Genomic DNA, 22,226 nt, shown 5'->3' with positions numbered 1-22,226 from the left:
TTTATCTATTTATTTCGGTAGCGCGGTCATCGGACCTTTCAGGATTCGAGTATTCATAGCTCTGGGTCTGTTCCCTGCCCATTTGCGTTTTTAAAAATGAAAGTGCACTGTATAGCTTATCCTGCTGGGAAAGGGTGAACGCATTGCCATTCAGGCTTTCCAGCATTTTCAGGCGCCCCTGCTTCAAATGGCCAAGCACTTCGTAAACAGAACCATTGTAGCGGATTTTATCGCCGGTGGTTAAATAATTCACTGTTTTATCCGGCGGGGCCTTTAGAACGCTCAGTTCATTTGCATCCGTCGAAAGTTCTTTTCCTTTCTCCAGGCCAAGTACGTAACCAAAAATCCTTTCGGCATCCATTGAGGCCGAAAATATCTCAAATGGATTGTTTTCCAGAATCGATATCCAGCTTTCCACATAGGCATAATGCTGCCCCGGATCATGCCCGATGCTGAGTTCCTGGCCTAAGAGCATCGAGGCAATCTCGGCCCTAAGTTCTTCTCTGGCGTAACTTTCACTGCCAAAGCCTTTGCCCATGTCGCGGTTCAACCTATCCTGATGACCTGTCCAATGGCCAAGTTCATGTAAGAGTGTGGCATAGTACTTATGTCCCTCGGAAAACCAGTCTTTGTGGGGAATGGTAATCGCATCTTTCTTGGGATCATAAAATGCATTACCTGAATTTTCGTGATTGATAACCGCCCCGGAGGAAGCAATCAGTTTCTCGGCACGTTCAAGCGGCTCCCATAGCCCAACGGGCTTTAAAAGTTCAAGCTTTGGCATTCCCTCGATCTGATCCGCATTAAACACATAGGCATTGCGTACGATGGCGTGGGAAAGCTGGATCTTTTCTGTGATTGGTTTCCCCAGTTCATCATGTAATATCTTGCCTGTTGTATCGCGCTTGGTGCGTTCGTCCGAGGTTTTTACGAACTGAATCATCATTGATTTTTCGCCTTTGCGAACCTGAAATCCGCTTTCCTCTGCCTGCTTGTAGGTCATCCATCTTGGATCCTCACGCCCGCTCATCAATAACGAAATCGAGTTGATACCCCGATAACGCTTTCCACTCTGCAAATTGTAGGGCAACTCAAAAGGCATTCCTCCGGCATCCCATGGAACCTGCCATGGGGCGGTACCAGCCTTCAGAGCTTCTATAACTCTTTCAGCAACCTGAACGTGCATTGGCTTAGTGACCTCCTTCTTATTCATCTTCCGGATCCTCCCGGTCCGCGAGGTCAACGCCATACAGCAACGCTTCCTGCTCGTTTAGCGCCACCTCTTCCATCATGACAAGCAGTTCCAGTTTTTGCCGCAAGCTATAGGTTACTGTGTTTTCCATATTATTTTCTTTATTGGTACTGTCCTGGTAATAGCCACGGATGAAGAGTACCGGGTTTAGATATTTACCATTTTGTCTCAGCGAGAAGTGCAGGTGCTCCCCGGCTACCCGCCCGGTACTTCCCGTAACAGCTACAACCTCGCCAGATCCAACCTGCTCGCCCTTGGAGACCAGCAAAATCGACAGATGCCCATAGATGCACTCCAGTCCGTCTTTTTCAATCCTGATAAATTTTCCCAGGAAAGGGTTATATCCTACCTCGGATATCCTTCCGGCAAAAAATGCATACACAGGCTCATTTCTCGCACGCAGGTCAATCCCGCTGTGAAAATCCGACCTATGCGTGACCGGATGAATCCTTTTTCCAAAGCCGCTATTTATCCTCATTGAGTTCAGCGGCATCGAGAGTTGTGCATTGGCCGTGAGTACCCACACAGAGAAAACAAAAACTAACGGGATGAAACCGCTAGCGTTCAAAAGCCGTTTCATGACTGATATCACTTCCCAGTTTGATAGAAAGATGCTCTCCCAGTGAGACGGTACTCCGTTTTAGTAATTCCGGACTGCTGAGGGCTATCTTCAATGCTGCAGACTGATGGCCATAATCAGCGTGTTCCTGCTTCATGTTGATGTCCAGAAGTTGCTTGAAAGTATCGCCGTCCATTTCCCTTACCCCTATCATAATATCCTGATAGAGATCTCTTTTATCCTTAAGGACCAGTAGAGCATCTGAAGAATACCTGCCCATCTCGCCGGATGAAAAACCAACGCTAACGGTATCGGATTTCAAATCAGCCATTGCGATAATTCCAATTTGGCCCTGCTTAAAGGTCGGATCATTGGTAAGCGCGGGACTAATGGCCACCAGCTTACCTGTTAGTTCTTCCATAAAAAATTGGATTTAAAATTAAAGTTTGTTTACCTTTTCATTCCTCCGGCCAAGGAGGCTTTCGGGGTTTCAGCAACATTACTTCCCTCAGATCTGAACCGCTTCACAAGCTGGCTGACCTCATTGTTGATACGCGTAAAATTCTCTTTTAGGACCTGCTCCTTTTTGCCTCCAAAATCGTAATATACCGGCATCTGCACATAGGACTTTTCTTCTCTTGCGATTGAATCCATGTCCAGATTAACCCTGCAATTGATCGCCGAGGTTTCGTATTTGCCGGTATAGTCCTCAACAGCATCAGCTGCAAGCATCCCAACGAGTTCACCAGCTTTTAGCGAGGCGATTTTGCCTGCGGGAATCAATGATTCCAGTTTTTCAGAAAGCGATACCGAGGTCTTGGTCCGGTCGATAGAAAGGCTTTCCGACTGCTGTTTAACTTTTCCAAAAAGCCGCTCGAGCCACTCCAGGGTATCTTTGTTTCTTACCGAGCCGGAAAGCACATTTCCAACCACTGAGGTGATTGTTGTAGCAGTATCCTTACCATATTGCTGCTGAAACTGCGGCAGTTCCTGAAGCCCCATCAACACCGCAACCTTATTTGATCTGGCCGTTGCGATGAGGTTTTCAATCCTGTGCACAAATAGCGTTGGCAGCTCATCAATGATTAGCGCTGAGGGAAGGTTGCCCTTTGAATTGATGAGCCGGGTGAGCCGGTTCAGGACCACAGAATAGCAGGCAGAATTGATGTTCTGGGTATTGGGATCATTGGCCAGCACTAAAACTGACGGTTCATCCCTTGAAGAAATTTTCAGATTAAAATCATCACCGGAAAAAACCCAAAAGGTTTCTTTGGTCGCGAGCCTGGAAATAAATACCTTGAGCGTTCCTATCTGTCCCTCCAACTGGTTGAAGGCCTTTGCTTGCCAGGCCGTTGCAAATGGCGAAAGCAGGCTTTTAAGCTCCGGGTTTGAGAAAAGTACCGAGAAGATCTGCTCATAGCTGCAGTTTAAAAACGAGAGCACGTGGGGAAAGGTCGAATATCTACCATTTTCGTACTGCGAAAAGAAGTAGATGCATGAAGAAAGAAAGTTCACCGCGCTCTGGGTAAAGAACTGATCGCTGCCCCCTGATTTATCGCCTTTCTTCAGTGCCTCCACCAGCGCCTCCGCGGTCTCGCCGGCATCTGCCAGCGTGACTATGTAATCTGGCCGGAGAACATTTATTCTTCTGCTTCGCTCGACTTGGGTGAGATTGATTACATGAAAATCAAAACCGGAAAGCTTACCCTGTTTCTTTCTAAGCAGGAAATGATAATAGGCTATCTGGCCGAGATCGGGAAACTTGTAATCGTAACAGCATATGCAGAACTGCTTGGCGATGAGCTGCCTGATAAAAGGCATCACAATCCCAAAACTCTTTCCCGAGCCCGGGGTGCCAATCAGCAGTGTGCCCCTGAAAATATTCTCTATATTGATAAACCCCGAATGGATTTTCTTTCCATAATAAAACAGGGATGGAATGGTGACAGAAAAAGGTCCATTTACTGGTTTCTTTGCCTGCATAAACGACTCTTCTTCGGTATTCCATTTATCCTTTCCAAAAGAGGAACTGATGATCTTGGAAACGTTATCCATCGCGACGTGTACCAGAACAGTTCCTGCCAGCAAGCTTAAGATATAGCCCAAGTCATAAAAGCTTGTACGGTAATAAATCTCCCCCCCACCCTCTCCAAAGAAAAAAATGCTGGATCCCATCAATAGAAGTCCAGCTGTCAGAGGATAAATAATGGCTCTCGTAGGTTTTAAATCCTTTTCCTTTTTACTTAAGGTTCCAATAGATACCAGGGAAATAAGCAGCAAAAGGAAAAAGCGGCTATAGAACGGATTTTCATATATCGCTATCCGTGACATGCGAAACAGTAACCCTGACAAGCCATTATGGAAATTGACTTTATCCACCAACAATTTTGGCGCGTAAACGAACATCAATATGTCAAGCAATACTGCCAGATAAATCGCGAACTGCAGGAAGTGGTGCAAACTTTGTTGCTCTTTGCTCTCTTCCATCATGCAGGCCTAAAAAGTATCCGCCTCCAGCATATCCGAGTATCTGAGCGCCACGCGAAGGTTTCGACCTGAAATCTGCTTTTCGGAAAGCTCAATATTGAATATCTTGTCACCGGGAAAAGTTGCCTTCTTCAGCACATAGATATTCCGGTAGGATTTTTTGAACCTTTCAAAAGGATAAAGTTGAAAAACCGGGCTGACCTCCACTGACTGAACATTGGTAGACTTATTGATTTTCCTGTCTTCAATCTTAAACCTGAGTTCATCTACATCAAATGGTAAATTAGTTTCATTGCTAAAGCCAAGGTCCAGCATAACAAAATCTCCCAGAGCGCGTATCTGGTTCACTGTAATTGAAATCCCAAACATTGACTGAATGCTTATGGGTCTCTTATTCGGCTCGTTTAATAACCTTAAGGTATTAATCCTGAAATCGTTTTGGGTAAGACTAATTCCGGAAATATCTAACGGTCTCATGTGTGAGGACAAAATATTTACCTGGGTTGATATTTGCCCCGAATCCGAAGCTTTGAGAAAAACGAGCTTATATTGGGCAATAAAACTTTCCCCGACAACTGTCACTATCCCGGGATCACTCCCGGACAGCAGTGAAGAAATAGAATCCGGAACGGCCTTGACCCTGAGCATATTCTTTTCGGGAAGATCGCCAATCATCGCCGCACTGGACAGATCAACGTAGGAGATTTTTTCCGGAGAAATAAAATGTAGCGAAACCGAGCCTGAGATTCCCACTGTTGGAACCTGGCTGAGATTTACCGCATCAGTCTGCTGCGCCCAAATACTTGCGTTTAGCAGAAGCATATGGGCAACTAATAATAATCTTTTCATAAAAATTTAATAGGTTTGTTGTTTTCTTTTTAGCTCAGAGGGATCAATAAGATAAACCTGGGTATTATACTTTACCTTTACTTTATTTGACCGGATAAGTTTATTAACTGCGGTGGTGGCGGACTGGAACATTTTAGAAAGTACCCCCATCACCATCTGATTGTTATTTTCAGCCATCTGCTGAATGGTAATCCCCTGCGAACTGGAAGCGCCTAAATCCCTGGTAAACTCCCGAAAAGCAGATGAGGGAACATAAATTCCGGGAAGGCCGTCGTTGTCATAAACCTGCAGGTTTACCGGCAGGATTTCTCCATTATAAAATACAGTCTGAATAATCAGTGTTACCCGCTGAGCCGAAAAGCCTGAGATTGTGGCGTAGAGATAAGTACCTTTTCGGATTAGGAATTTTCCTGCCAGGATATCATCAGTCAACCTGATGCGTAAACGGGAACCGGAAAATCCGGTAATATCCTGATCAATAATTGCTGATATCGGCCGCTGCTGCTCGGAGGAAATGATTGTATTAAAAGCGCCTGATGCTGAAATAGAACGCCTGACCGAAATGACTATTTTACTCTTCTCTTCCTTTTCAGCCATACTGCTTTGGCGTTCCCGCTCCCGCTTTTCCGCTAGTGCAGGATCGTTTGCCTTTCCCATACTATCGACAAGGGCCATCTGCTGACGGAAAAGTTGCATGGGATCGGTCTCCAGCTTTTCGGATCTTTGTTCCTGGAAATCTGTTTTCCCGTGTTTTATCTTTGAGAGCGCATCGGCTAACGCTTTGTCCTGCCGGGCGCTGGATAACATCCCGTCACCGGGATACGTTGCTCCGGAATAAAAATGGCTGGTTGCTTTAGAACTTTCGGAGCCCTGCACCCCATATTTTGCCTTCAGCACCTGATCGATGGAATCCAGCATCCGCTTTTCCTTTGAGTTGTAGGAAGAACTTACTTCTGCCCGCTGCATGTTCTCTTCATCAATGGTACCGACTGCGGTATAACCATCGGCCTGTTTGAATTTATTTCTAAAGGCATCAAGCTTGCCCGAAAGCTCCTGGTTCCTGACCTGGGCGGAAACGCCTGCCACACCGGTCTGCAGCGAATCAGTCCCTACCACCTTTACGCCATCTTTGCCATAGCTGCTTTTATAGACATAAAAGAAAACCATTAAAAAAGGAAGGCAGATTAATGGCAGCGCATACCGCGGCTTTTTGAAATCGATTTTTTTCATAATTTATTATTTTTTGTTGGTCATCGACCTATCAATTTCCAGCAGCAGTTGCTCCATTAATAGGGAATCCTTTTTATCCAATGAGTCCTTTGCGAGCAAGACTTGCAAAACCGACCTGATTTCAATGACTCGCTGGAGTTTGCCTGCCGTAGTTCCGATTTCACCAAGATTTCCCTCGATCTTGCTGAGAACTTTTGTTTTTTTAGGTTCCGCGGCATTTTTCAGCCTAAGCAGGGTAAAGCACAGGAAAAGCGAGCAGAACATAAGCGCTACCATTACGCAGAAAATTGGCTTTGGATTTTTTGCAGTGAATGCGGCAAGAACCCTTTGCATTCTTTCAATCAGGCTGGAGAACTCGGCCCGGAGTTCAGATAAAACCGTTACTTTTTTCATTGGAAAGCATTTTTTTCTGTAGTCAAAATATCCCTGTTTTCCAGCGTCTTCCAGCGCGTGATGAGCACCGCGTGGGGATTGTTGTCAGAACGGGTCTCCAGATCCTTCAAATAGCCTTCAGTGATTAGAGATCTGGTGATTGTGGAGCTGCGCCTGTCAATCTTCTGCGTGCCATAAAAACGGAAGTACATGCTCTTCTCATCTAAAGAAATGGAATCAGTACGCATGGTCAATACTGCAGATGAAGAAAGAATGGAGGTAAAAAAACCTTTCTCCTTGAGATTATTATATTGAAGTGCACCGCTTTCATCGATCATGTACATGGCCTGTTTCATCTGGTACTCTATGAACTTATCGTCCGGGACTAAAGAAAAGAAAAGTGAATGGAACCTTGCAATATGCGCCCGGTACTCAGCAGCCCGGTTCAGCTGCACATCAGTTTGCTTTGCCATGACCGGCGTTCCGGAAGGGTCAAGGATATAAATGCTCTTTCTGGAATCTCTCACATAGCCATAGGCAAAAAATGAGACTGTCGCCACCACGCAGAGGCAAAGGATGAAGCTTCCCAAAGAAATAAAGGTCGCCAGGCGGATTTTTGATTCGATATTTCTGATAATCATCTCACAGTCCCCCCATCATTTGTCCGGCAACGCGGGTCATACTGGATGCGCCCCTGCCCATTGAACTTGCTGCCGAAGACACCCCTGAAGTCGAAACGATCCAGGTCGATATGCTTGGCACGGTCAGCATGGTGAGTGCACCAATGACGAAGGTTACAATCACCATCCCAAAGGAGAGCACGCCGTTCCCTGCAAACCAGCCAAGTTTTTCCAGGCTAGCGCCTCCCGTACCAACGAGTTCCTGATACCGGGTGATCTCTGCTTCCAGGGCATAATGCTGAAAAAGTGAGGCAACATACATCACCAGATAGGCGATGCCGGAATAAAGATTGACTGAGATGAACCTTGCGATCCATGTCGAAAACGAATCCCTGAATGCCGGTAAAATTGAGACTGCGACCGAAAATGGCCCCAGAATGATCAGGATTGTTGAAAAGATAATCTGAATGATAAAAATGATATAAGTGCAAACTCTCAGGATCCAAATGGCCAGGGTTTCCAGGAGCGAGGTCGCCAGCAGCTGGAGTCCGACCTGCAACCGGTTTCTCATCTCCACTATCGGATTCCAAACTTCAGAAAATCCTTCTTTTACAGATGACCTAACCGATTCCCAGGCATTCTCATACCAGGTATCCGCTTCGGTCTTTGCGGTCTCGGTCTCTGCCTGGACCTTCAATAATTGATCAGAGACCTCCACCATCAGCTTTGCCCTTTGCAGCCTGAGATCGTTTATCTCTGACTGACTGCCATCGAACATCGCTGAGGTCTTCTGTTCGACCACATCAGTAGGATAGGCAAGAATTCTGGTGAATATGCTCCACCACAAGATTACCATAGTTAAGCCAAAGGGTCGGAGCAGCGGCATGATCTCCAGCTGCTTATCGCCGGAAATCATCTCATAACTCTTGATGGCAAAAAATATCAGCATGAAAATAGCGGCGAGTGCCTGCGCATCTGCGATGAACGCATCGTAGTGTGTCCAGATTGTATTTTTCATCTCATGCAAAAAATGCATCATCCCTTCCTCATATACCCCGTTTCCCTGCAGGAAATTGAATGTTTCCTTAAAGGAATCGGGCGTCGACTCCACAAAAAAACCGGCAGTGCCGGTCAAAATATTTAATAAGTCCATAAATTAGAGTTTGGATTTTTTCAGGATATCGTCTGCAATCTGGATATCGCTCCTGGATATCATGGGCGAACTGGTTTCGCTTCTGAGCTTTTCAGCGACACCTTTTATCTTCAGATAGGTTTTTGTTTTTGACTTTTTCATCTCCCAGACGGCTCTCAGGCTTCGGTACTCATCAAGCATTCTGTGATAGGCAATTATCCGCGATCCACGGTCAATACTTGTAGTTCTTGCCAGCTGAAGTCTTTCCAGTAACGCTTTGCTTTCTTCCATGTACCAGCCATATAAACCGGTGGAAAAAAGATAGTTTTGTTCCGCCAGAGTCAGCCCTGACAGCAGGTCGGAGTCTGTGAAATTCAACAGATCATTAAACTCCTTTCGGTAATAGATTTGCCAGAGGGGGTCTGCAGCGCTTAGCGCTCCAGAATAGTTGACCGCTTCGCTGATAGCGGTGTTGCGCAAGGTATCTGCATGAAGCTTATAGGTGTTGTCTGAGTTTTGCATGGCCGCGGCAAACAAGAGCCGCTGGGTTTGAGGACCTACAGGGCCAAGCGGCCTAAGATCGGTCCTGGGATAATTCGGATGGAGCGCCCAGGTTATCCAATATTCCGGGTTGAGGCCCAAAAATCCGGGTTTAGGCGTAAACTTGTCCGCATCCCACTGCTTAAAGACCATTCGTTCCTGCTGATAGGTGATGTGTTTGTCAGTTATCTTTTTCTGACCAATACAGTTTATTGCCAAGAGGCATAAAAACAGTAGCAAATGTGATTTCTTCATCTTGAATATTTTTATATTAAAAGTGTTAAGGCCATTCTGATTTTAATCTCCAAGCCGCTGCAGGCTTTGATTTAATATGATTCATTGCCTCAATAATCTGGACCTAAATAAAATATCATTGCCCAAACGCAGGTCCTGATTGACAAATCCCTGATATGGATTTAGTGAACGAAGCACGCCGTTTGTCTTGGCCCAGTACATGGATTTTTTCATACTGAACACCAATGCCCTGATTACCCGCAGTTCGAGCGCTATTTTTTTAAGCAGCGCGTCACGCTTTTCAAAATCCATCAGCACGTTCTCTCCCTCCTTCAATACAAAAGCGGAAACCTCGGAGAACAGGTTGATTCCCCTATCTTTAAGCTGCCGGGACACTGCTTCTGCGAAGAGTAGCAGATGCGGATCCGATTTGGCCATTTCAGTCATTTCGCTGCTTTCAGCTGCAATCTCTGCGACCAGCGATCCAATCTGCCTGACTGCCAGTGCACTTTTCAGCCCCTGGTCTACCTGGGTGAGCGAAGAAAGGATTATTGACTGCACGGTTACTACAGCGGATAAATTTACATTGATATCCGACAGCCTGTTATTTATGGCACTCAAGTAACTGTGATAAGTGTTCTCGGCTGCCAGCCTGACCGCGCCATTTTCGTTCACGATATTAAAGTGGCTACGGTCGAATACCACGCGCTGCGCCACGGCCTGCATTTGAAGGGCAATCAGAACAAAGCCCAGAAAAATTTTCATAAGATCAGTTTTTAAGTTGGCGGGATTTGCCCAGGATATCGTTCACCAATTTTTTGTCAGTATTGATAAACCCCGAAAAGGGGTTTAGCCCATCGAGTATTTTCTTCCTCGAAGAATACTGTAGAGTTGTAGCCAGGCCCAACGATGCTCCTGCGATGGCTTTAAGTTCAGTGAGTACGTGGGAAAAAAGCAGCTTGCGGTCACTGGGCTTCATCTGATTGATGTCTTCAAACGACAGGCTCAGTGCATATAAAAAATTCAGCAATGAACTGGCCCGTTCACCCATCTCAGCTTCTGACCGAATGGCCAGAATCAAGAGTGCCGAATCGTCCCTGCACATTTCATAGACTTTTTCCTGACTTTTGGCAATATCATTCAAGAGCGGATAAGCTTCGATCCCAATTTGCGCCACGTTAATAGCGAGACTGACTGTTTTAAAGCGGGAGTGGATTTCTCTGTATTTATCCTTCAACCTTACCATCAGTGTTTTGTTTGTTTCCTCATTAGCAGATGAAACGGCCTGCCTGTCTCTGGCATCAGCCTGTTTACCGTGTTCAGTCTTGCTGTCTCTGACAAGTTGATGTAAAAGCTCGACATTCAGCTGGGCCTGGGAATGGAAAAACCAACTTAGCAGGATAAAAAGAAGTGCTTTCTTCATTGTCTCAAAGATTTGAAATTCCTGATGATATCGTCCGCTATTCGTTTATCGATATTGATATAGCCAGCATACGGGTTGAGTGAGTTCAGAATTCCGCGCTGCTTCGCCCAGTACATCGTTCTGTACATCCCGTAAGCTACGCCTCTGAGAATGGTAAGTTCTACCACAATTTTATTGAGCAGCTTTGCCCGTTCCCCTGAATCCATCAACGCATCCCGCCCGTCCTTCAGCACGAAAGCGCTGACCTCTGCTGCCAGGTGGATGGCTCTGGTCCTGAATTCCCTGGCGCCGCCCTCAGCAAAAAGAAGCAAGACAGGATCCGAAGAGGCAAGACTTACTGCCTTGTTTACATCAATTACAATATCTTGGGAGATCTCGGAGATATCCTTGACCGAAAGCAGCGAACGCATCACTCCCGAAACCTCTGACAGCCCCCTGTAAATGGTGGACTGCAGATCGTTTACAATACCAAGTTGTCCGGTAACTGCAAGCTGGGCCCTTTGAACAAGGGTGAGGTTATCACTGGTTTTAGAGAGGCCGCTGTTCATCACACCGGCATGCGCCGCAGTTGCTGCTGCTGTGGTCGGGTCAACATAAATCTGCGCAGAGGCAAACACAACGGAACAGCCGAAAAATAGAAAGATGATTATCTTAAGCATAAAAAATGATTTAGATTGTGAATTATTCGGCATTTACCTGCCGAACAAAATCAGCAAGGCCAAGGCCACTGGATCTGAGGTCTGAAACGAAAGCTTCAAGCCCGGCAGGATAAGATCCGTATCTTGCCACATAAGATTCTACGGCTGTCTTTTCAGGCTTTTCCGTGGTAAAAGTGAGGTACTGAAACAGCGAAACCTCAACCCCGTAAACTTCTCCGGTATTACCCCGCTTGATGTAAACTTCCTTAAATTTTCCTCTGCCAGACTTATTATCGAGCGCATTGATGGTGAATATCTTTCGCTGTTCTACTTCATCTAAGGAGAGCAGTTTTGCCACCTGCTCATAGTTACGCCGAAATTTCGACTGGTCTAGTAAACAGATGGTATCTGAACTGGCCAAAATGGAATCCTTTATAACTGCATTTCCCAGGATGTCTCCAAGTTCCTGGGTGACCACAATAGGTTCGCCCCAGAATTTTCTCATGGTTTTATAAAGGTATAAAATGTAGTTTGCCATCAGTGGAGAGGCGATCGCTTTATCGGGTAGGTCGGCGGGATTACTCCCGCTTTCCCCCCTAAGAACCGTACGTGAGAGTTTCCCCTCATACGGCTCAAGCAACTTAAAGCCCATATATATGAGCCGGCTCATGTTAACCTCAACTTTAGTTGGTCGTGGCTTCTGCGGCAGGGTTTATGTACCAATGTGATGCGAATGTCTTCACCAAACCTGCGTTTGTTAATAGCCCATTCATCATCCGCATTTATATCCCTACCACATAAATCACATTTACGGTTTTGCTTCAACCACAATGCTAACAGGGTCTTTTTACCATCCAAAGTTTCAAGCATTCTAAATACTTTGCGCTTTTGAAAGTAAGGTTCCCATTCCTGGTCAAAAGGGTTTGCATCCTGTTTGATCTGAATATGCCTAAGTATTTTAAAGTCGTACGCTCGTTTAAGGGAAAAGACTTCGCTTGTTCCTTCGTGTCCAGGCGTATCGGTCGCAAAACACCAATTTCTATTCTTGATCCTGCGGAAATACCTTTCTGAAATCCAGTATCTTCCCTTTTTAGGATGTCTCCTTAATGCCCAAGACCATAGCTTGTGAAACATCAGGAAATCAACTTTTCTAAAGGTATCTGAGGCTGAACTAGTTTTAAAGTAGTTCGCCCAACCAGTTATTACAGGGTTTAATTGTCTGATGAGAACATCCTGGCGACTGGTTTTATTGGCACGAATGATGCCTCCAATCTTTTCGGATAGTTTCAAAAGACCTGCCTTTGATGGTATAGTCATAACAGAACCATTATCATACTCACGAATATTGAAGCCTAAAAAGTCGAATCCGTCAGTAATATGCGTTATCTTGGTTTTCTCGTGCGAAAGTGATAAACCTCTTTCTGCAAGAAATTCCTTAATTAACGGCAACACTTCTGTTTCCAATTGTTCTTTGGTTTTACCCGTGATAATGAAATCATCAGCATAGCGGATCAATTTTACCTTAGGTACAATTGCCACCTTGTTGACTTTTCTGATTTTAAACTTACTTGCAATCAATGACTGCAATCCATCCAGTGCAATATTGGCCAGAGTTGGTGAGATGATACCCCCTTGCGGAGTACCCTCGTCAGTGGAAAAGCGCTCATTCTTAAAGATGAAACCACATTTCAGCCACTTTTGGAGAATGCTTTTGTCCATTGGAACATTAGCAAGTAACCACTCATGGCTGATGTGATCAAAGCATCCTTTGATATCGGCTTCAAGTACCCACTCTGGAGAATAACTCTTTGATAGCAGGCTATGTGCAAACTGCAATGCATCCTGAGCGCAACGTTCCTTACGGAAACCATATGATGGTCCGTCCGCTGTTGTTTCAGCGACTGGCGCTAAGGCCAATAGATACAACGCCTGCATTGCCCTGTCTTTCATAGTCGGAATTCCCAGAGGACGTTCTTTACCATTACTCTTTTTAATATTAACCCGTTTTAACGGTTGAGGTTGATAACCTCTCCTTTTCAGGTCGTTGATCGCCCGAGATTTAGCAATTGGGGTAGACCACAATTTGTTGTCCACTCCCGCCGTATTCCTACCTTTGTTAGAGGTTACCCGCTTTACTGCCAAAGCTTTGGCATAAAACGAATGAGTCAGCAGCCATTGCAAAGCTTTCACTTTGTTATGCCTGGACTCTTTCTGAGCCTTTACAAGTCTAACTTGTAGCTTTCTAACCTCTGATTCACACCTGTCCCAGTCAATACTGTTCCAGTGGAAAACTTGGTCAGAAGGCGCACACGATTTTTCAATTACGTTCATTTGCTTTCCTCCTTTTGAAAGTTCTAATAGTTAATTGTAATAAGTTACCATACGGAAGTCTGCCCGCTTTAGCGTGGGGTGACATTGAAACCCCTATCCAGCCCATTACAGGATGGCCTTCGCTTTTTCCGCGTTCTTATACCCGCACCGCTATCGGCTTCCCTTGCGGTTCGCTTTCCTGATTAAAACAGGAACGGTACAGGCTTACCGAGTTCTACATAAGTGACAAATGAATGGGTTAGGCTCTGTCTATCCACCGGCAGTGCTAATGTTCGTGTATCCCATGCTTGGACTGGGATAACCGACTGCTTCCCTTTTGGGTTATAGCCTATCAGTATCTTTGGCTAGTGCGAAGTTACGATGGTTCAATCGACAGTTCACTTATGTTAGCCATACCATTCAACCTTGAGCCCCAACCTTATGATACTAAAGATTGTTGCTAAGCCTCACGGCTTATGCTCCTTCATCCGAAAGGGCTTTTTTACTCGGCAGCTTCATACAAAACCGTTACCAATAATGCATGTGCCGATAGGTTACTGCTGACGAAACAGCAGGTCTGGTCACATTGCCAGACAATCACTTATGCAACTTCTCGTCGCACCCAAGCCTCTTCCAAAATGAGCGCTTTTCTCTGCCCTGTACGGTGTCTCATTTTTTGCAGAACCAGATCCATTATCACCAGGGTAACGATTGGAAAAAGCACCTTGTTTTCCTTAATGGAATCGATTTCGTAGACAATAAAACGTTCGGAGAAATTGGAGGCACTCGTATTTTCATTAAGCAGTCTGCCATATTCTCCGCCAATGCAGAATTTGCGGAGCACATACCGGTACTCATCCAGATCAAAGGACACCTTTTCATTTTCCTTGATCCGGGCAATCTTTTCTACGGAATAATAATAAAAAGAGTCAAAACTTAAAGATAGCCCGGCATTCTGGTTACCCGAAAAAAAATCAGCGTAGTAGGCTGAAATTACATTTGAAAAAACGGTATCCTCAACCTGTGAAACAGTGCCGTCAGCGCCCTTTAGCAATAACCCAAGCAGGGTTTTTAAGAAATCCTTTTTCTCCCGGTTGTATTCCTTTTCCGAGATCATAAAAGGATTCATGGTAATCGGGTTCTGCTCGGTGTAGGTATAATATTTCCCGCCAAAGTAGCTGCAAAGCCCAGAATAGGAATGCCCGACGTCTACGATTACCACATCGTAATTATAAAGCATATACTGTTCCAGCAGGGAATTCATAAAGAAGGATTTCCCGGTTCCCGAACTGCCCAATACGAACTTCGAGCGGTTGGTAATCCTTCCGTTATCCATTGGCAGGTCTGCGGGATCAATTCCAACAGGGATTCCCCTGCGGTCGGTAAACCGGATCAAAAATTTCGAAGGTTCATCCCTCATCAGCCTTTCCTTATAGAATAAGCAAAGTGCCGCATCGGCCGTGGTTAAAAACCAATCATACTTTTTAAGCTCCGCTCCATTTCCCGGCAGCGCGCACCTAAAAAGCTCCATCTGATTATAAGCATTTTTTGATGGGATGATCCCCTGCTTAAAAAGATTTGCTTCGATATAGTTGCAGCTGGTCTCAATATTTGCTGCCGGTGAACAGACGATGATTGAATAATGTACATTTGCCAGAAGCTGGTTTTCCCTTGCCACATCGATGAGAAGTTTATCAATATCCTCTACGCACATCTGGTTGGCTGGATCCGGAACGCCAGAATGTCTTTTGCGTTTGAGCTTGAGTTTATTCAGCGTTATCCCTTGGGACGGAATTTCCAACAGCTGGTTATAGATCAGGGTCTCAATCTCAGGGACAGAAGAAAGAAAGGAGAGATTATCCAGGGGAAACTCCTCAAGCCCCTTTCCATCGTTTGCCAATAAAAATGGACCAATAGTTTCCGGCATGTCAATGGAATCGATGTTGACCAGACTCATGCACCTGACCGAATTTGCACCGATACCAATTTCGTTATCACCTGGCCTGAAGTTGTTCAGCGAAAAATGGTTAGAAGAGAAATTCATGGCCACTATACGTGATACGTAGCGCTCTAGCGTTGACCGGTCCAATAAAGCCGGTGATAATGATGCACCTTTAAGAAGTTCGCTGACCTTTGTAATATTTGATAGAAAATCCATTAAGGCCTTCTTGTCATAAACGTACATTGCGTTTCGTTTAACCTGACGGGTAATAACAAGATATGTGCAATGGTCGATATATTCCCTCCCCAAAAAGTGCTCATCATACTTCTGTTGCAGGGGCTCGGTTTTAGATTTGCCTGAAAACTTCTTTTTTGCAAAAATATCCTGTTTCTGGATGAGATAACCCTCTCCCAGGATCTTGATCACGTTCAGCAGCAAAAGATGAAAGGCCTGATATGCGGCCGGGTCGGCAGAATAGATCAGTACTGGATTTTCAATGGAAAGAACAACAGAAAACTCACCAGCCTCGCCATAAAGAATGTTCAACCCGCTGAGTTCCTCAATCCCGGCATAGGGTAATTTAAATTCTGATTTTCCCATAACCTCTTCTTAAATAAGTTGGGTGGATGTGTATTTTTCCGGATCTTTTCTTATCGTGCAAACCGGATTTCTGTTTGGAGAAAGTGTAGAGTAAGCCACCGGTGATAGAGAAAATGGTTACAATTCCCCCGAAGTATATATTGACGAGCGCTCCGCTCAATCCTCCTAGAACCAATCCCAAGCTAAGTGTACAGATACCATATGCGATAAACTTTCCCTTAAAGCCACGATAAACTAGGGGCTTTTGAAGCCCCTTGTAAACTGGATATTTGCGCATGAATTTTATACGCCAAAGAATGCCTTGATGACAACTGATACCAGCACCAGAAATAGGCAGGATCCGCCCCAGCCCATGATCTCCTTATTGATATCCTGATCACCGGAATTCCATTTGATATAAACGCGAACCCCGCCTATGATACCAACTACGGCACCAATGGCTAAGGTCAGCGTAGAAACAGGGTCCACATAAGCGGTCAGCGAAGAAGTCGCAGCGTTAATGCCTGTAGTGCCGCCGCCGGTCTGCGAGAAGCCAGTCTGCACCATGCTCAATAGCATAGCCACCAGTAAAAGTTTTTTGCGTTTTATTGTCATATAAAAAAATTGAAAAAAGTTAAATTTTTGTGGTCAGAGCCCGAAGAGGCCCCGGAGAAAAATGCCCATAACGGACAGAAAGATGCAGGAAAAGAACCAGCCCATCACCTGGGCATCAATATGGTGCTTTCCGGTCTGCCAGTTTACGTAAACCCTCAGTCCGCCAAGGATTCCGGAGATAGCGCCAATCACCAGTACCAAATCGGAAAGCGAAAAATACCACCGATGAACCTCGGAAGAGACTGAATAGAATTCGGAGATACCTGGCTGGGCAGCAGCGGAAACGGAGATGATCACACAAACGGCAATTATTGCCACCTTTAGAAAGTTTCTTAAAATCTTCATCGGAAGATTAATAGGGTATTGTGCGTGTGTGTTCGATAAGGTTGTTCTTTGCAAGGGAAAAAAGGTGCTTTAAACTGATGCCCCCACTGGCATTGGTAGGGCCGCTCGGAAAAAAGACTATGGGTTTTTCTTTTTCTGCCTCCTCTTTTACCGGATCTATCGTCCTGTTAGCAGTAATCAGTTCGGGGGTATGGGTCTCGGTGAAAAACAGTTCATCCTCTGAGATATCCCCATTGGGAATGCGTGGTGAAAGGAAAAGATCAAAGAGTAGGTTCAGGCAATAATAAACAAGGTAAACGATAAAGATTACTGTTAAAAAATTAATCCAGCTCATGGGCCATTTGTTTTAAGGTTTGAGAAATGTAGTCGTTTAGCCAGGGATGGGACTTAAGGAAATCTTGCAGCGCGAAGGCAATTACCCTGATCATTTCAATATTGGTTGCGACTTTGAGCTGCTTTAATTGTGCAACTGTGCGCTTATCAAGACGGATCAGAATTTTTTCCTGCCCATCCATATTGAACTCGCGAAGCGCTGAAAGAAGTGCTGATATCTTTTTAGCCTCATTGGCTGAATTGCTGTCATCGGGTTTCTCTCTTTTTTTTTTCTGAACTGGCCGTTTTTCAGCACTAGCGATTAGCTGCACACCTTTTTGCTCCTCTAATTTGGATTTAAGCTGCTCGGCAAGTGATTTGATCTCGCTCATGATGAAGCTCCTCCCTTCATATGGGCGTTGAAGATAAAATCAAGGGCGGGCATGAAAACAGGAATGAGTGCCGCTGGAACATGGACTGTTCCCACACGCTGAAAATCAATCCTGTCCGAAATATCCGGGGAGACCATTCCAAACCTGGCCAAAGCCCTATCGACCTCCTCTTTTGTTTCATATTTCACCGTGTTCTTGATCCGGTTGGGCACATACACAATTGGAGAGTCCTTGTTGATCTCCCTGCAGACCAGTGAAAAAAGAACAGTACTGTCCACAGAAAATTCATCATAGTTGAATGGGCAGACTATGAGTTCTGCGGAGCGAATAATGGGAATCAGTAAATCATCATCCATTTTGCCCGGTAAATCAATGAGTACGAACTCTTGAATGTTTTGTGTCAGCAGCTCAAGTAAAGCAGGATAATATTTCAGGTCCGAAGCGATAACCTCGTAAATAGGTTCATTCTCCAGAATCTTTGCCTTCTCGAACTTCCCGGAGACTGATGCCTGATAATCCATATCCAGAACGGTCACCTTCGCTTTTTTTATTGTGGAAAGGTAGTATGCAAGGAGCAGGCAAAGCGTGCTTTTGCCCGCACCTCCTTTTTGGTTGCCCAGTAGTATAACCATATCAAATATTTTTATCGTGTGTTCGTCCTCGCCTTTCCTTGTCTTCTGCGGTTTCGGCCGTTGATCTGCTCATCATCAATATCATCTGCGATATCGAAACCAAATGAAAAATCACCGGCATCACTCCCCTCTGCAAATTCGGAGTACAGATCCCCGGAGCCGGAAAGCGGTAAAATTTCCAGCAGCATATTTTCTTCAGGAAAATGTCCGGGTCGCATCGGAACACCAGACTCTAAAGGCAGCAGTGACTGATGAGGTACTGTGGAGAGAACCTCTGCAAATTTGGCCAGCGCCATAATTTCCCCGCCCTTGAAAACATTTTTCCTGGCATGGTCCAGAATCGTGTAACCGTATGGACTTTTGCCATCATTGAAATGAAAAACAAATTCCAGTCCGAAGTCGGAAGAAAGTCTCTCGCTTAAGTCAGAGGAATACCTTAATATTTTTCCTTGTGCACCGCCCGAATGTTTTTCGACTACCGGGAACATTTTAGTATCGGTTAACGGTTTGTATTTTTCAAAGATCTTTCTCAGCTGAAGTTTCCGCTCCCCAGAAAAGCCCATTGCGGCTAAGCTGTTTTGTATTTTTGAAATGTCAATCTGTGCAACCAGCTCACCGAATTTTGATACGTTATAAGCATCACCTACCAATTTGACCGAATACCCTTTAGCTTCTAAAATCATTAAATACTGTGCTGCTGTTGAAAATTTATACTGCAGCGCTTTGGTGACAGCTTCGGCTGCCAATTGCTTTTCATCCTGGCCAATCAACCGGTTAAGCACTCGGTATGCACGAATCTTTTCAAAAGCATCAGATATTTTATTGCCCTTTAGGTCCACTCTGGAAGAGACGATGTGGATATGGTTGTTATCGGTATCCTTATGAAATATGAGCATGTAGGGCTGGTTGCCATAGCCCATGCCAGATAACCATTTTTCTGCCAGAAGCAACAGGCTTTGTTTGTCAGCAGCCCTTCCCTTGGAAGAGATCATGGCATGAAACTGTGGATACACAACCTTTTTATTCAATGCTGCAACTGAGGATAGGTAGTTAATATAATCCTGAGGTTTCAGTTCCGAAAATCCGGACAGTGCTTCAAATCCCGAAACTTTTAAAAGCTCGCCTTTATCCTTTTCAACCTTATTGGTATTGTATCTGACTGCGCTGAACGTTTTGGATTTCTGTAATATCTTGACGATCATCGCTAACTCTTCAGCCGGCGCAAAAGTGCCCTGGTTTCTTTTTCAATTTCCCGGAAAAGGGATATGTATTCTGAGAAAAGGTCATTGAACTTGACTACTATTTCTGCGTTAAGCATTCCTCGCTTATTGAGAAAATTCGCATGTCTTGCAAGTTGGTTGATATTGTTTCCTGACCGGCCCAGCTCAGCCCCCAACTGATCAAGCAACCGTATCACCTCCTGTGCATTCACCTTAACCTTTAACGAACCAGGCTTCAACACCATCAAACGCAGGTAATCGCTTTCCTTCATCGAAAGGGATTCCCATTCATTTGTGACCATGGTATATTCATCCTCGGTTACCCTGGCTTTAATATGTTTTGTTTTTTTGCCCTCAACCATCAACGGCCTTCCATTCTTCTGCTTAACGCTCATAAAATATTGATTTGATCCTCAAAAAAGAAAAACGAGTTGCGAGTTTTTTCCATCCCGCTGCCGACCACCGGTAAAAAAGCGGGCAAGTTAAAGGGTTTTTGTGCAACAAAAACACAACTTGCAGAATAAAAAACGACGGGTGGCATCGAGAAGTGGCAGCTTAAATCCATAGGACTCAGAAACAAGCTTTTAGATAATTGTTAAAAGAATTCCGGCAAAAAACAGGAAATGGCACTTAACTTTGCTTGATGGAAATAACGGAATTAGAGGCGTTTTTCAAGACTTGCCAGCGACCTGAAATGCCGGTTTATCTAAACCAGGCAACAAAAGTGAATGACTTTGATTTATTTCTGGAAAGCCATCTCGCGCCATTGCGCAAAAATCCTGACAGTAAGATCAATAAGCCCTTGTTAATCAGATTAAAATTGATGAAACTCATCATCGAATCAAATTAAATCTTTTTATTTCTATAGTTCGATATTCGTATAGATGTATTATGTGATAGATGCCTATATTTCTATAGGTCTAGTTAGCTATAGACATAGCCACCTACAGTTATATTTGTTTAGTGACATAAACAAATATCCTCATATCTATATATACGGATATTTCAACGTCCATTGGAAAAATCATTGTTAACGTTCAATGATAAACCAGAGTCCAACGAATTTTCAATGCTTTTCTTGTTGGCAACAAGGTGCTCATTGTAGTCTTTAAACCCGGCATATTTAAACGAATAATCCTGGCTGCCGCTCACATTGATTATAAAATCTTGAGTAGCGGAAACTCCGGCTTTATCATGATCAAAATATACCTGAATGGCGCTGAACTGTTTTGCACGTACCATTGCAGACTGAAGAAAGGACAAGGAATTTAAAACAAGTACTGAAGATGGGTCGTTGGGGTTATCAACCAGCCAGCTCAAAAAGTCGAAATACCCTTCAAATACGCAGAGCTTATCGGCGGCTCCCTGTAGAAATGACATCCCCTTATGACCCAGACAACCCTTAAAATATTTATTTCTGACCTCCCATCCGCCATTTTCATTGGGCCAGCCGGATGCAAAAAAATTCTTGTGTTTATTTTTACTGTCAAGAACTGAATAATGCAGTTCATAAAGATGATCCTTTGCAACAGAAATAATCTCTCTAGATTTAAGATAAGCGTTTAACCCATCCTTTTTAATTGACTCGTTTATGGCCTCTATTCTATAATTAGGAACTTTTACGGGTTGTGACCTGGCTGGAACACTATTGTTCAACTGCGAGGATTTTTCAAGTTCGACTTTTGAATATTCTAAGATCTTATTCAGCACCTCCGGAAAAGTGGACGGATACCAGTAGGCAAGTCCAAAATCAATTATGCTCCCACTTCTAATTCCCGAAACCCCGGCTCCGCCGTGATCGTACCATACTCCGAGATCATCATTTACGCATAGGGAAGCTGTATATTCTTCTCTGAGCATACTGAGAAAAAAATGTTCTCCACCGGATTGCTTTTGCGGACTGAAGCCCAAATTCTTTAATAGACTCAACAGAGAAACTTTCTCTTTAATCTCATTTACATTTAGAAAAGCTGACATAACATTAGGTTTTGAGAATTTTAGAAATGAAAAAGGGGCTTATCGCCCCTTGATGATAGAGACTTAAAGAATGGCCTCTATATTAATGAATTCGGAACTACTCACCTCAGTTTCTACAAACCGGACTCTCGTCTGCCAATGCGCTTTCACCTTTTTGACGTGATCTCAAAGCTTCGCAAAATTCCCATAGTGTTATGGGTAATGTTTCATTCCTGAATGTCAAAGACCAACTCTTTTGTTGGCTCAAAATTCAGGAAGTATGCTGCGAGCATTTGACACTTTCCAAAAAGTGGGTACGATTTTTTAATTCCATTAACGTTGCTTAATTGTTTTGATTTTCGGAATAGAAATGCTGCAGCTTACCGATTTTGCCTTAAAATCGTCAGAAAACAGAATAAACTCTTGGTAAAACTTTCGAACTTGCCAAAATCTCTATAAATCGTGGCAATAAAATTTTCACACTTTTTAAAAGTTGTGTTATACTTTCACTACCAAACGTTTTGTGAAATTTCTTTCCGGAAATATAGTTTTATGTTGAAATTGTTAAAAAAAATAAGGAGATGCAA

Annotated in this window: 26 protein-coding genes; 1 reads left to right on the top strand and 25 read right to left on the bottom strand. The window is 44.3% G+C overall.

The window, feature by feature from the left end; translation table 11 throughout:
* Position 1: 1 nt before the first annotated feature.
* The 24 genes from IZT61_RS16580 to IZT61_RS16465 form a co-directional block, all read right to left on the bottom strand.
* On the bottom strand, positions 2–1,213 hold the full coding sequence (locus IZT61_RS16580; RefSeq protein WP_196098156.1) for an ArdC family protein: 1,212 nt from the start codon (positions 1,211–1,213) through the stop codon (positions 2–4).
* Positions 1,206–1,832: a M23 family metallopeptidase gene (locus IZT61_RS16575; protein WP_196098155.1), complete on the bottom strand. Its 627-nt coding sequence runs from the start codon at positions 1,830–1,832 to the stop codon at positions 1,206–1,208. Before IZT61_RS16575 ends, IZT61_RS16580 begins: the two co-directional genes overlap by 8 nt.
* Positions 1,810–2,232: a hypothetical protein gene (locus IZT61_RS16570; RefSeq protein ID WP_196098154.1), complete on the bottom strand. Its 423-nt coding sequence runs from the start codon at positions 2,230–2,232 to the stop codon at positions 1,810–1,812. Before IZT61_RS16570 ends, IZT61_RS16575 begins: the two co-directional genes overlap by 23 nt.
* Before the next feature lie 29 nt (positions 2,233–2,261).
* Entirely contained in the window at positions 2,262–4,301 is a 2,040-nt protein-coding gene (locus IZT61_RS16565; RefSeq protein WP_230383736.1) for a type IV secretory system conjugative DNA transfer family protein, read from the bottom strand.
* Positions 4,302–4,307: 6 nt separating this feature from the next.
* The gene (locus IZT61_RS16560; RefSeq protein WP_196098153.1) at positions 4,308–5,147 is read right to left on the bottom strand and encodes a DUF4138 domain-containing protein; all 840 of its coding nucleotides are present in this window, start codon (positions 5,145–5,147) and stop codon (positions 4,308–4,310) included.
* 6 nt (positions 5,148–5,153) lie between these two features.
* The gene (gene traM, locus IZT61_RS16555; RefSeq protein WP_196098152.1) at positions 5,154–6,377 is read right to left on the bottom strand and encodes a conjugative transposon protein TraM; all 1,224 of its coding nucleotides are present in this window, start codon (positions 6,375–6,377) and stop codon (positions 5,154–5,156) included.
* Between the two features lie 6 nt (positions 6,378–6,383).
* Positions 6,384–6,770: a hypothetical protein gene (locus IZT61_RS16550; protein ID WP_196098151.1), complete on the bottom strand. Its 387-nt coding sequence runs from the start codon at positions 6,768–6,770 to the stop codon at positions 6,384–6,386.
* Positions 6,767–7,390, bottom strand: a complete 624-nt coding sequence (gene traK / locus IZT61_RS16545; protein WP_196098150.1) for a conjugative transposon protein TraK — start codon at positions 7,388–7,390, stop codon at positions 6,767–6,769. Before traK ends, IZT61_RS16550 begins: the two co-directional genes overlap by 4 nt.
* A gap of 1 nt (position 7,391) precedes the next feature.
* Positions 7,392–8,522: a plasmid transfer protein gene (locus tag IZT61_RS16540; RefSeq protein ID WP_196098149.1), complete on the bottom strand. Its 1,131-nt coding sequence runs from the start codon at positions 8,520–8,522 to the stop codon at positions 7,392–7,394.
* Positions 8,523–8,525: 3 nt separating this feature from the next.
* Positions 8,526–9,296: a hypothetical protein gene (locus IZT61_RS16535; RefSeq protein ID WP_196098148.1), complete on the bottom strand. Its 771-nt coding sequence runs from the start codon at positions 9,294–9,296 to the stop codon at positions 8,526–8,528.
* An 81-nt stretch (positions 9,297–9,377) separates the two neighbouring features.
* Positions 9,378–10,040 (bottom strand): hypothetical protein, encoded by a 663-nt coding sequence (locus tag IZT61_RS16530; protein ID WP_196098147.1) that lies wholly within the window; start codon positions 10,038–10,040, stop codon positions 9,378–9,380.
* Positions 10,041–10,044: 4 nt separating this feature from the next.
* Positions 10,045–10,698 carry a hypothetical protein gene (locus tag IZT61_RS16525; protein WP_196098146.1) on the bottom strand — a complete coding sequence of 218 codons (654 nt, stop codon included), beginning with the start codon at positions 10,696–10,698 and terminating at the stop codon, positions 10,045–10,047.
* On the bottom strand, positions 10,695–11,357 hold the full coding sequence (locus tag IZT61_RS16520; RefSeq protein WP_196098145.1) for a hypothetical protein: 663 nt from the start codon (positions 11,355–11,357) through the stop codon (positions 10,695–10,697). The genes IZT61_RS16525 and IZT61_RS16520 overlap by 4 nt, the downstream gene beginning before the upstream one ends.
* Positions 11,358–11,379: 22 nt before the next feature.
* Positions 11,380–12,006, bottom strand: coding sequence for a TraG/VirB4 family ATPase (locus IZT61_RS16515; RefSeq protein ID WP_196098144.1), 627 nt, complete (start codon positions 12,004–12,006; stop codon positions 11,380–11,382).
* Positions 12,003–13,667 (bottom strand): group II intron reverse transcriptase/maturase, encoded by a 1,665-nt coding sequence (gene ltrA, locus IZT61_RS16510; protein WP_196098143.1) that lies wholly within the window; start codon positions 13,665–13,667, stop codon positions 12,003–12,005. The genes IZT61_RS16515 and ltrA overlap by 4 nt, the downstream gene beginning before the upstream one ends.
* 580 nt (positions 13,668–14,247) lie before the next feature.
* Positions 14,248–16,188 carry a TraG family conjugative transposon ATPase gene (locus IZT61_RS16505; protein ID WP_230383735.1) on the bottom strand — a complete coding sequence of 647 codons (1,941 nt, stop codon included), beginning with the start codon at positions 16,186–16,188 and terminating at the stop codon, positions 14,248–14,250.
* A complete protein-coding gene (locus tag IZT61_RS16500) occupies positions 16,169–16,465 on the bottom strand; it encodes a DUF4133 domain-containing protein (protein ID WP_196098142.1) in 297 nt (98 codons plus the stop codon). Before IZT61_RS16500 ends, IZT61_RS16505 begins: the two co-directional genes overlap by 20 nt.
* A gap of 5 nt (positions 16,466–16,470) precedes the next feature.
* A complete protein-coding gene (locus IZT61_RS16495) occupies positions 16,471–16,782 on the bottom strand; it encodes a DUF4134 domain-containing protein (RefSeq protein ID WP_196098141.1) in 312 nt (103 codons plus the stop codon).
* A 33-nt stretch (positions 16,783–16,815) separates the two neighbouring features.
* Positions 16,816–17,127 carry a DUF4134 family protein gene (locus IZT61_RS16490; RefSeq protein ID WP_196098140.1) on the bottom strand — a complete coding sequence of 104 codons (312 nt, stop codon included), beginning with the start codon at positions 17,125–17,127 and terminating at the stop codon, positions 16,816–16,818.
* 7 nt (positions 17,128–17,134) lie between these two features.
* A complete protein-coding gene (locus tag IZT61_RS16485) occupies positions 17,135–17,461 on the bottom strand; it encodes a hypothetical protein (protein WP_196098139.1) in 327 nt (108 codons plus the stop codon).
* A complete protein-coding gene (locus tag IZT61_RS16480) occupies positions 17,448–17,831 on the bottom strand; it encodes a hypothetical protein (RefSeq protein WP_196098138.1) in 384 nt (127 codons plus the stop codon). The genes IZT61_RS16485 and IZT61_RS16480 overlap by 14 nt, the downstream gene beginning before the upstream one ends.
* Entirely contained in the window at positions 17,828–18,463 is a 636-nt protein-coding gene (locus IZT61_RS16475; protein ID WP_196098137.1) for a ParA family protein, read from the bottom strand. The genes IZT61_RS16480 and IZT61_RS16475 overlap by 4 nt, the downstream gene beginning before the upstream one ends.
* Positions 18,464–18,474: 11 nt before the next feature.
* The gene (locus tag IZT61_RS16470; RefSeq protein ID WP_196098136.1) at positions 18,475–19,665 is read right to left on the bottom strand and encodes a relaxase/mobilization nuclease domain-containing protein; all 1,191 of its coding nucleotides are present in this window, start codon (positions 19,663–19,665) and stop codon (positions 18,475–18,477) included.
* Between the two features lie 2 nt (positions 19,666–19,667).
* Positions 19,668–20,078 carry a plasmid mobilization protein gene (locus tag IZT61_RS16465; protein WP_196098135.1) on the bottom strand — a complete coding sequence of 137 codons (411 nt, stop codon included), beginning with the start codon at positions 20,076–20,078 and terminating at the stop codon, positions 19,668–19,670.
* A gap of 248 nt (positions 20,079–20,326) precedes the next feature.
* Here IZT61_RS16465 and IZT61_RS22610 point away from each other — a divergent pair, with 248 nt between their 5' ends.
* Entirely contained in the window at positions 20,327–20,533 is a 207-nt protein-coding gene (locus tag IZT61_RS22610; protein ID WP_394370730.1) for a DUF6965 family protein, read from the top strand.
* A gap of 155 nt (positions 20,534–20,688) precedes the next feature.
* On the opposite strand, the gene IZT61_RS16460 is transcribed toward IZT61_RS22610, so the two are convergent.
* Complete coding sequence (locus IZT61_RS16460; RefSeq protein ID WP_196098134.1) at positions 20,689–21,660, bottom strand: toprim domain-containing protein; 972 nt, start codon at positions 21,658–21,660, stop codon at positions 20,689–20,691.
* Between the last annotated feature and the right edge of the window lie 566 nt (positions 21,661–22,226).

This window comes from Pedobacter endophyticus (assembly GCF_015679185.1).
Classification (GTDB): Bacteria; Bacteroidota; Bacteroidia; order Sphingobacteriales; family Sphingobacteriaceae; genus Pedobacter; species Pedobacter endophyticus.
Note: the sequence above shows the minus strand (reverse complement) of the source record. Positions and strands in the feature narration are given on the sequence as shown.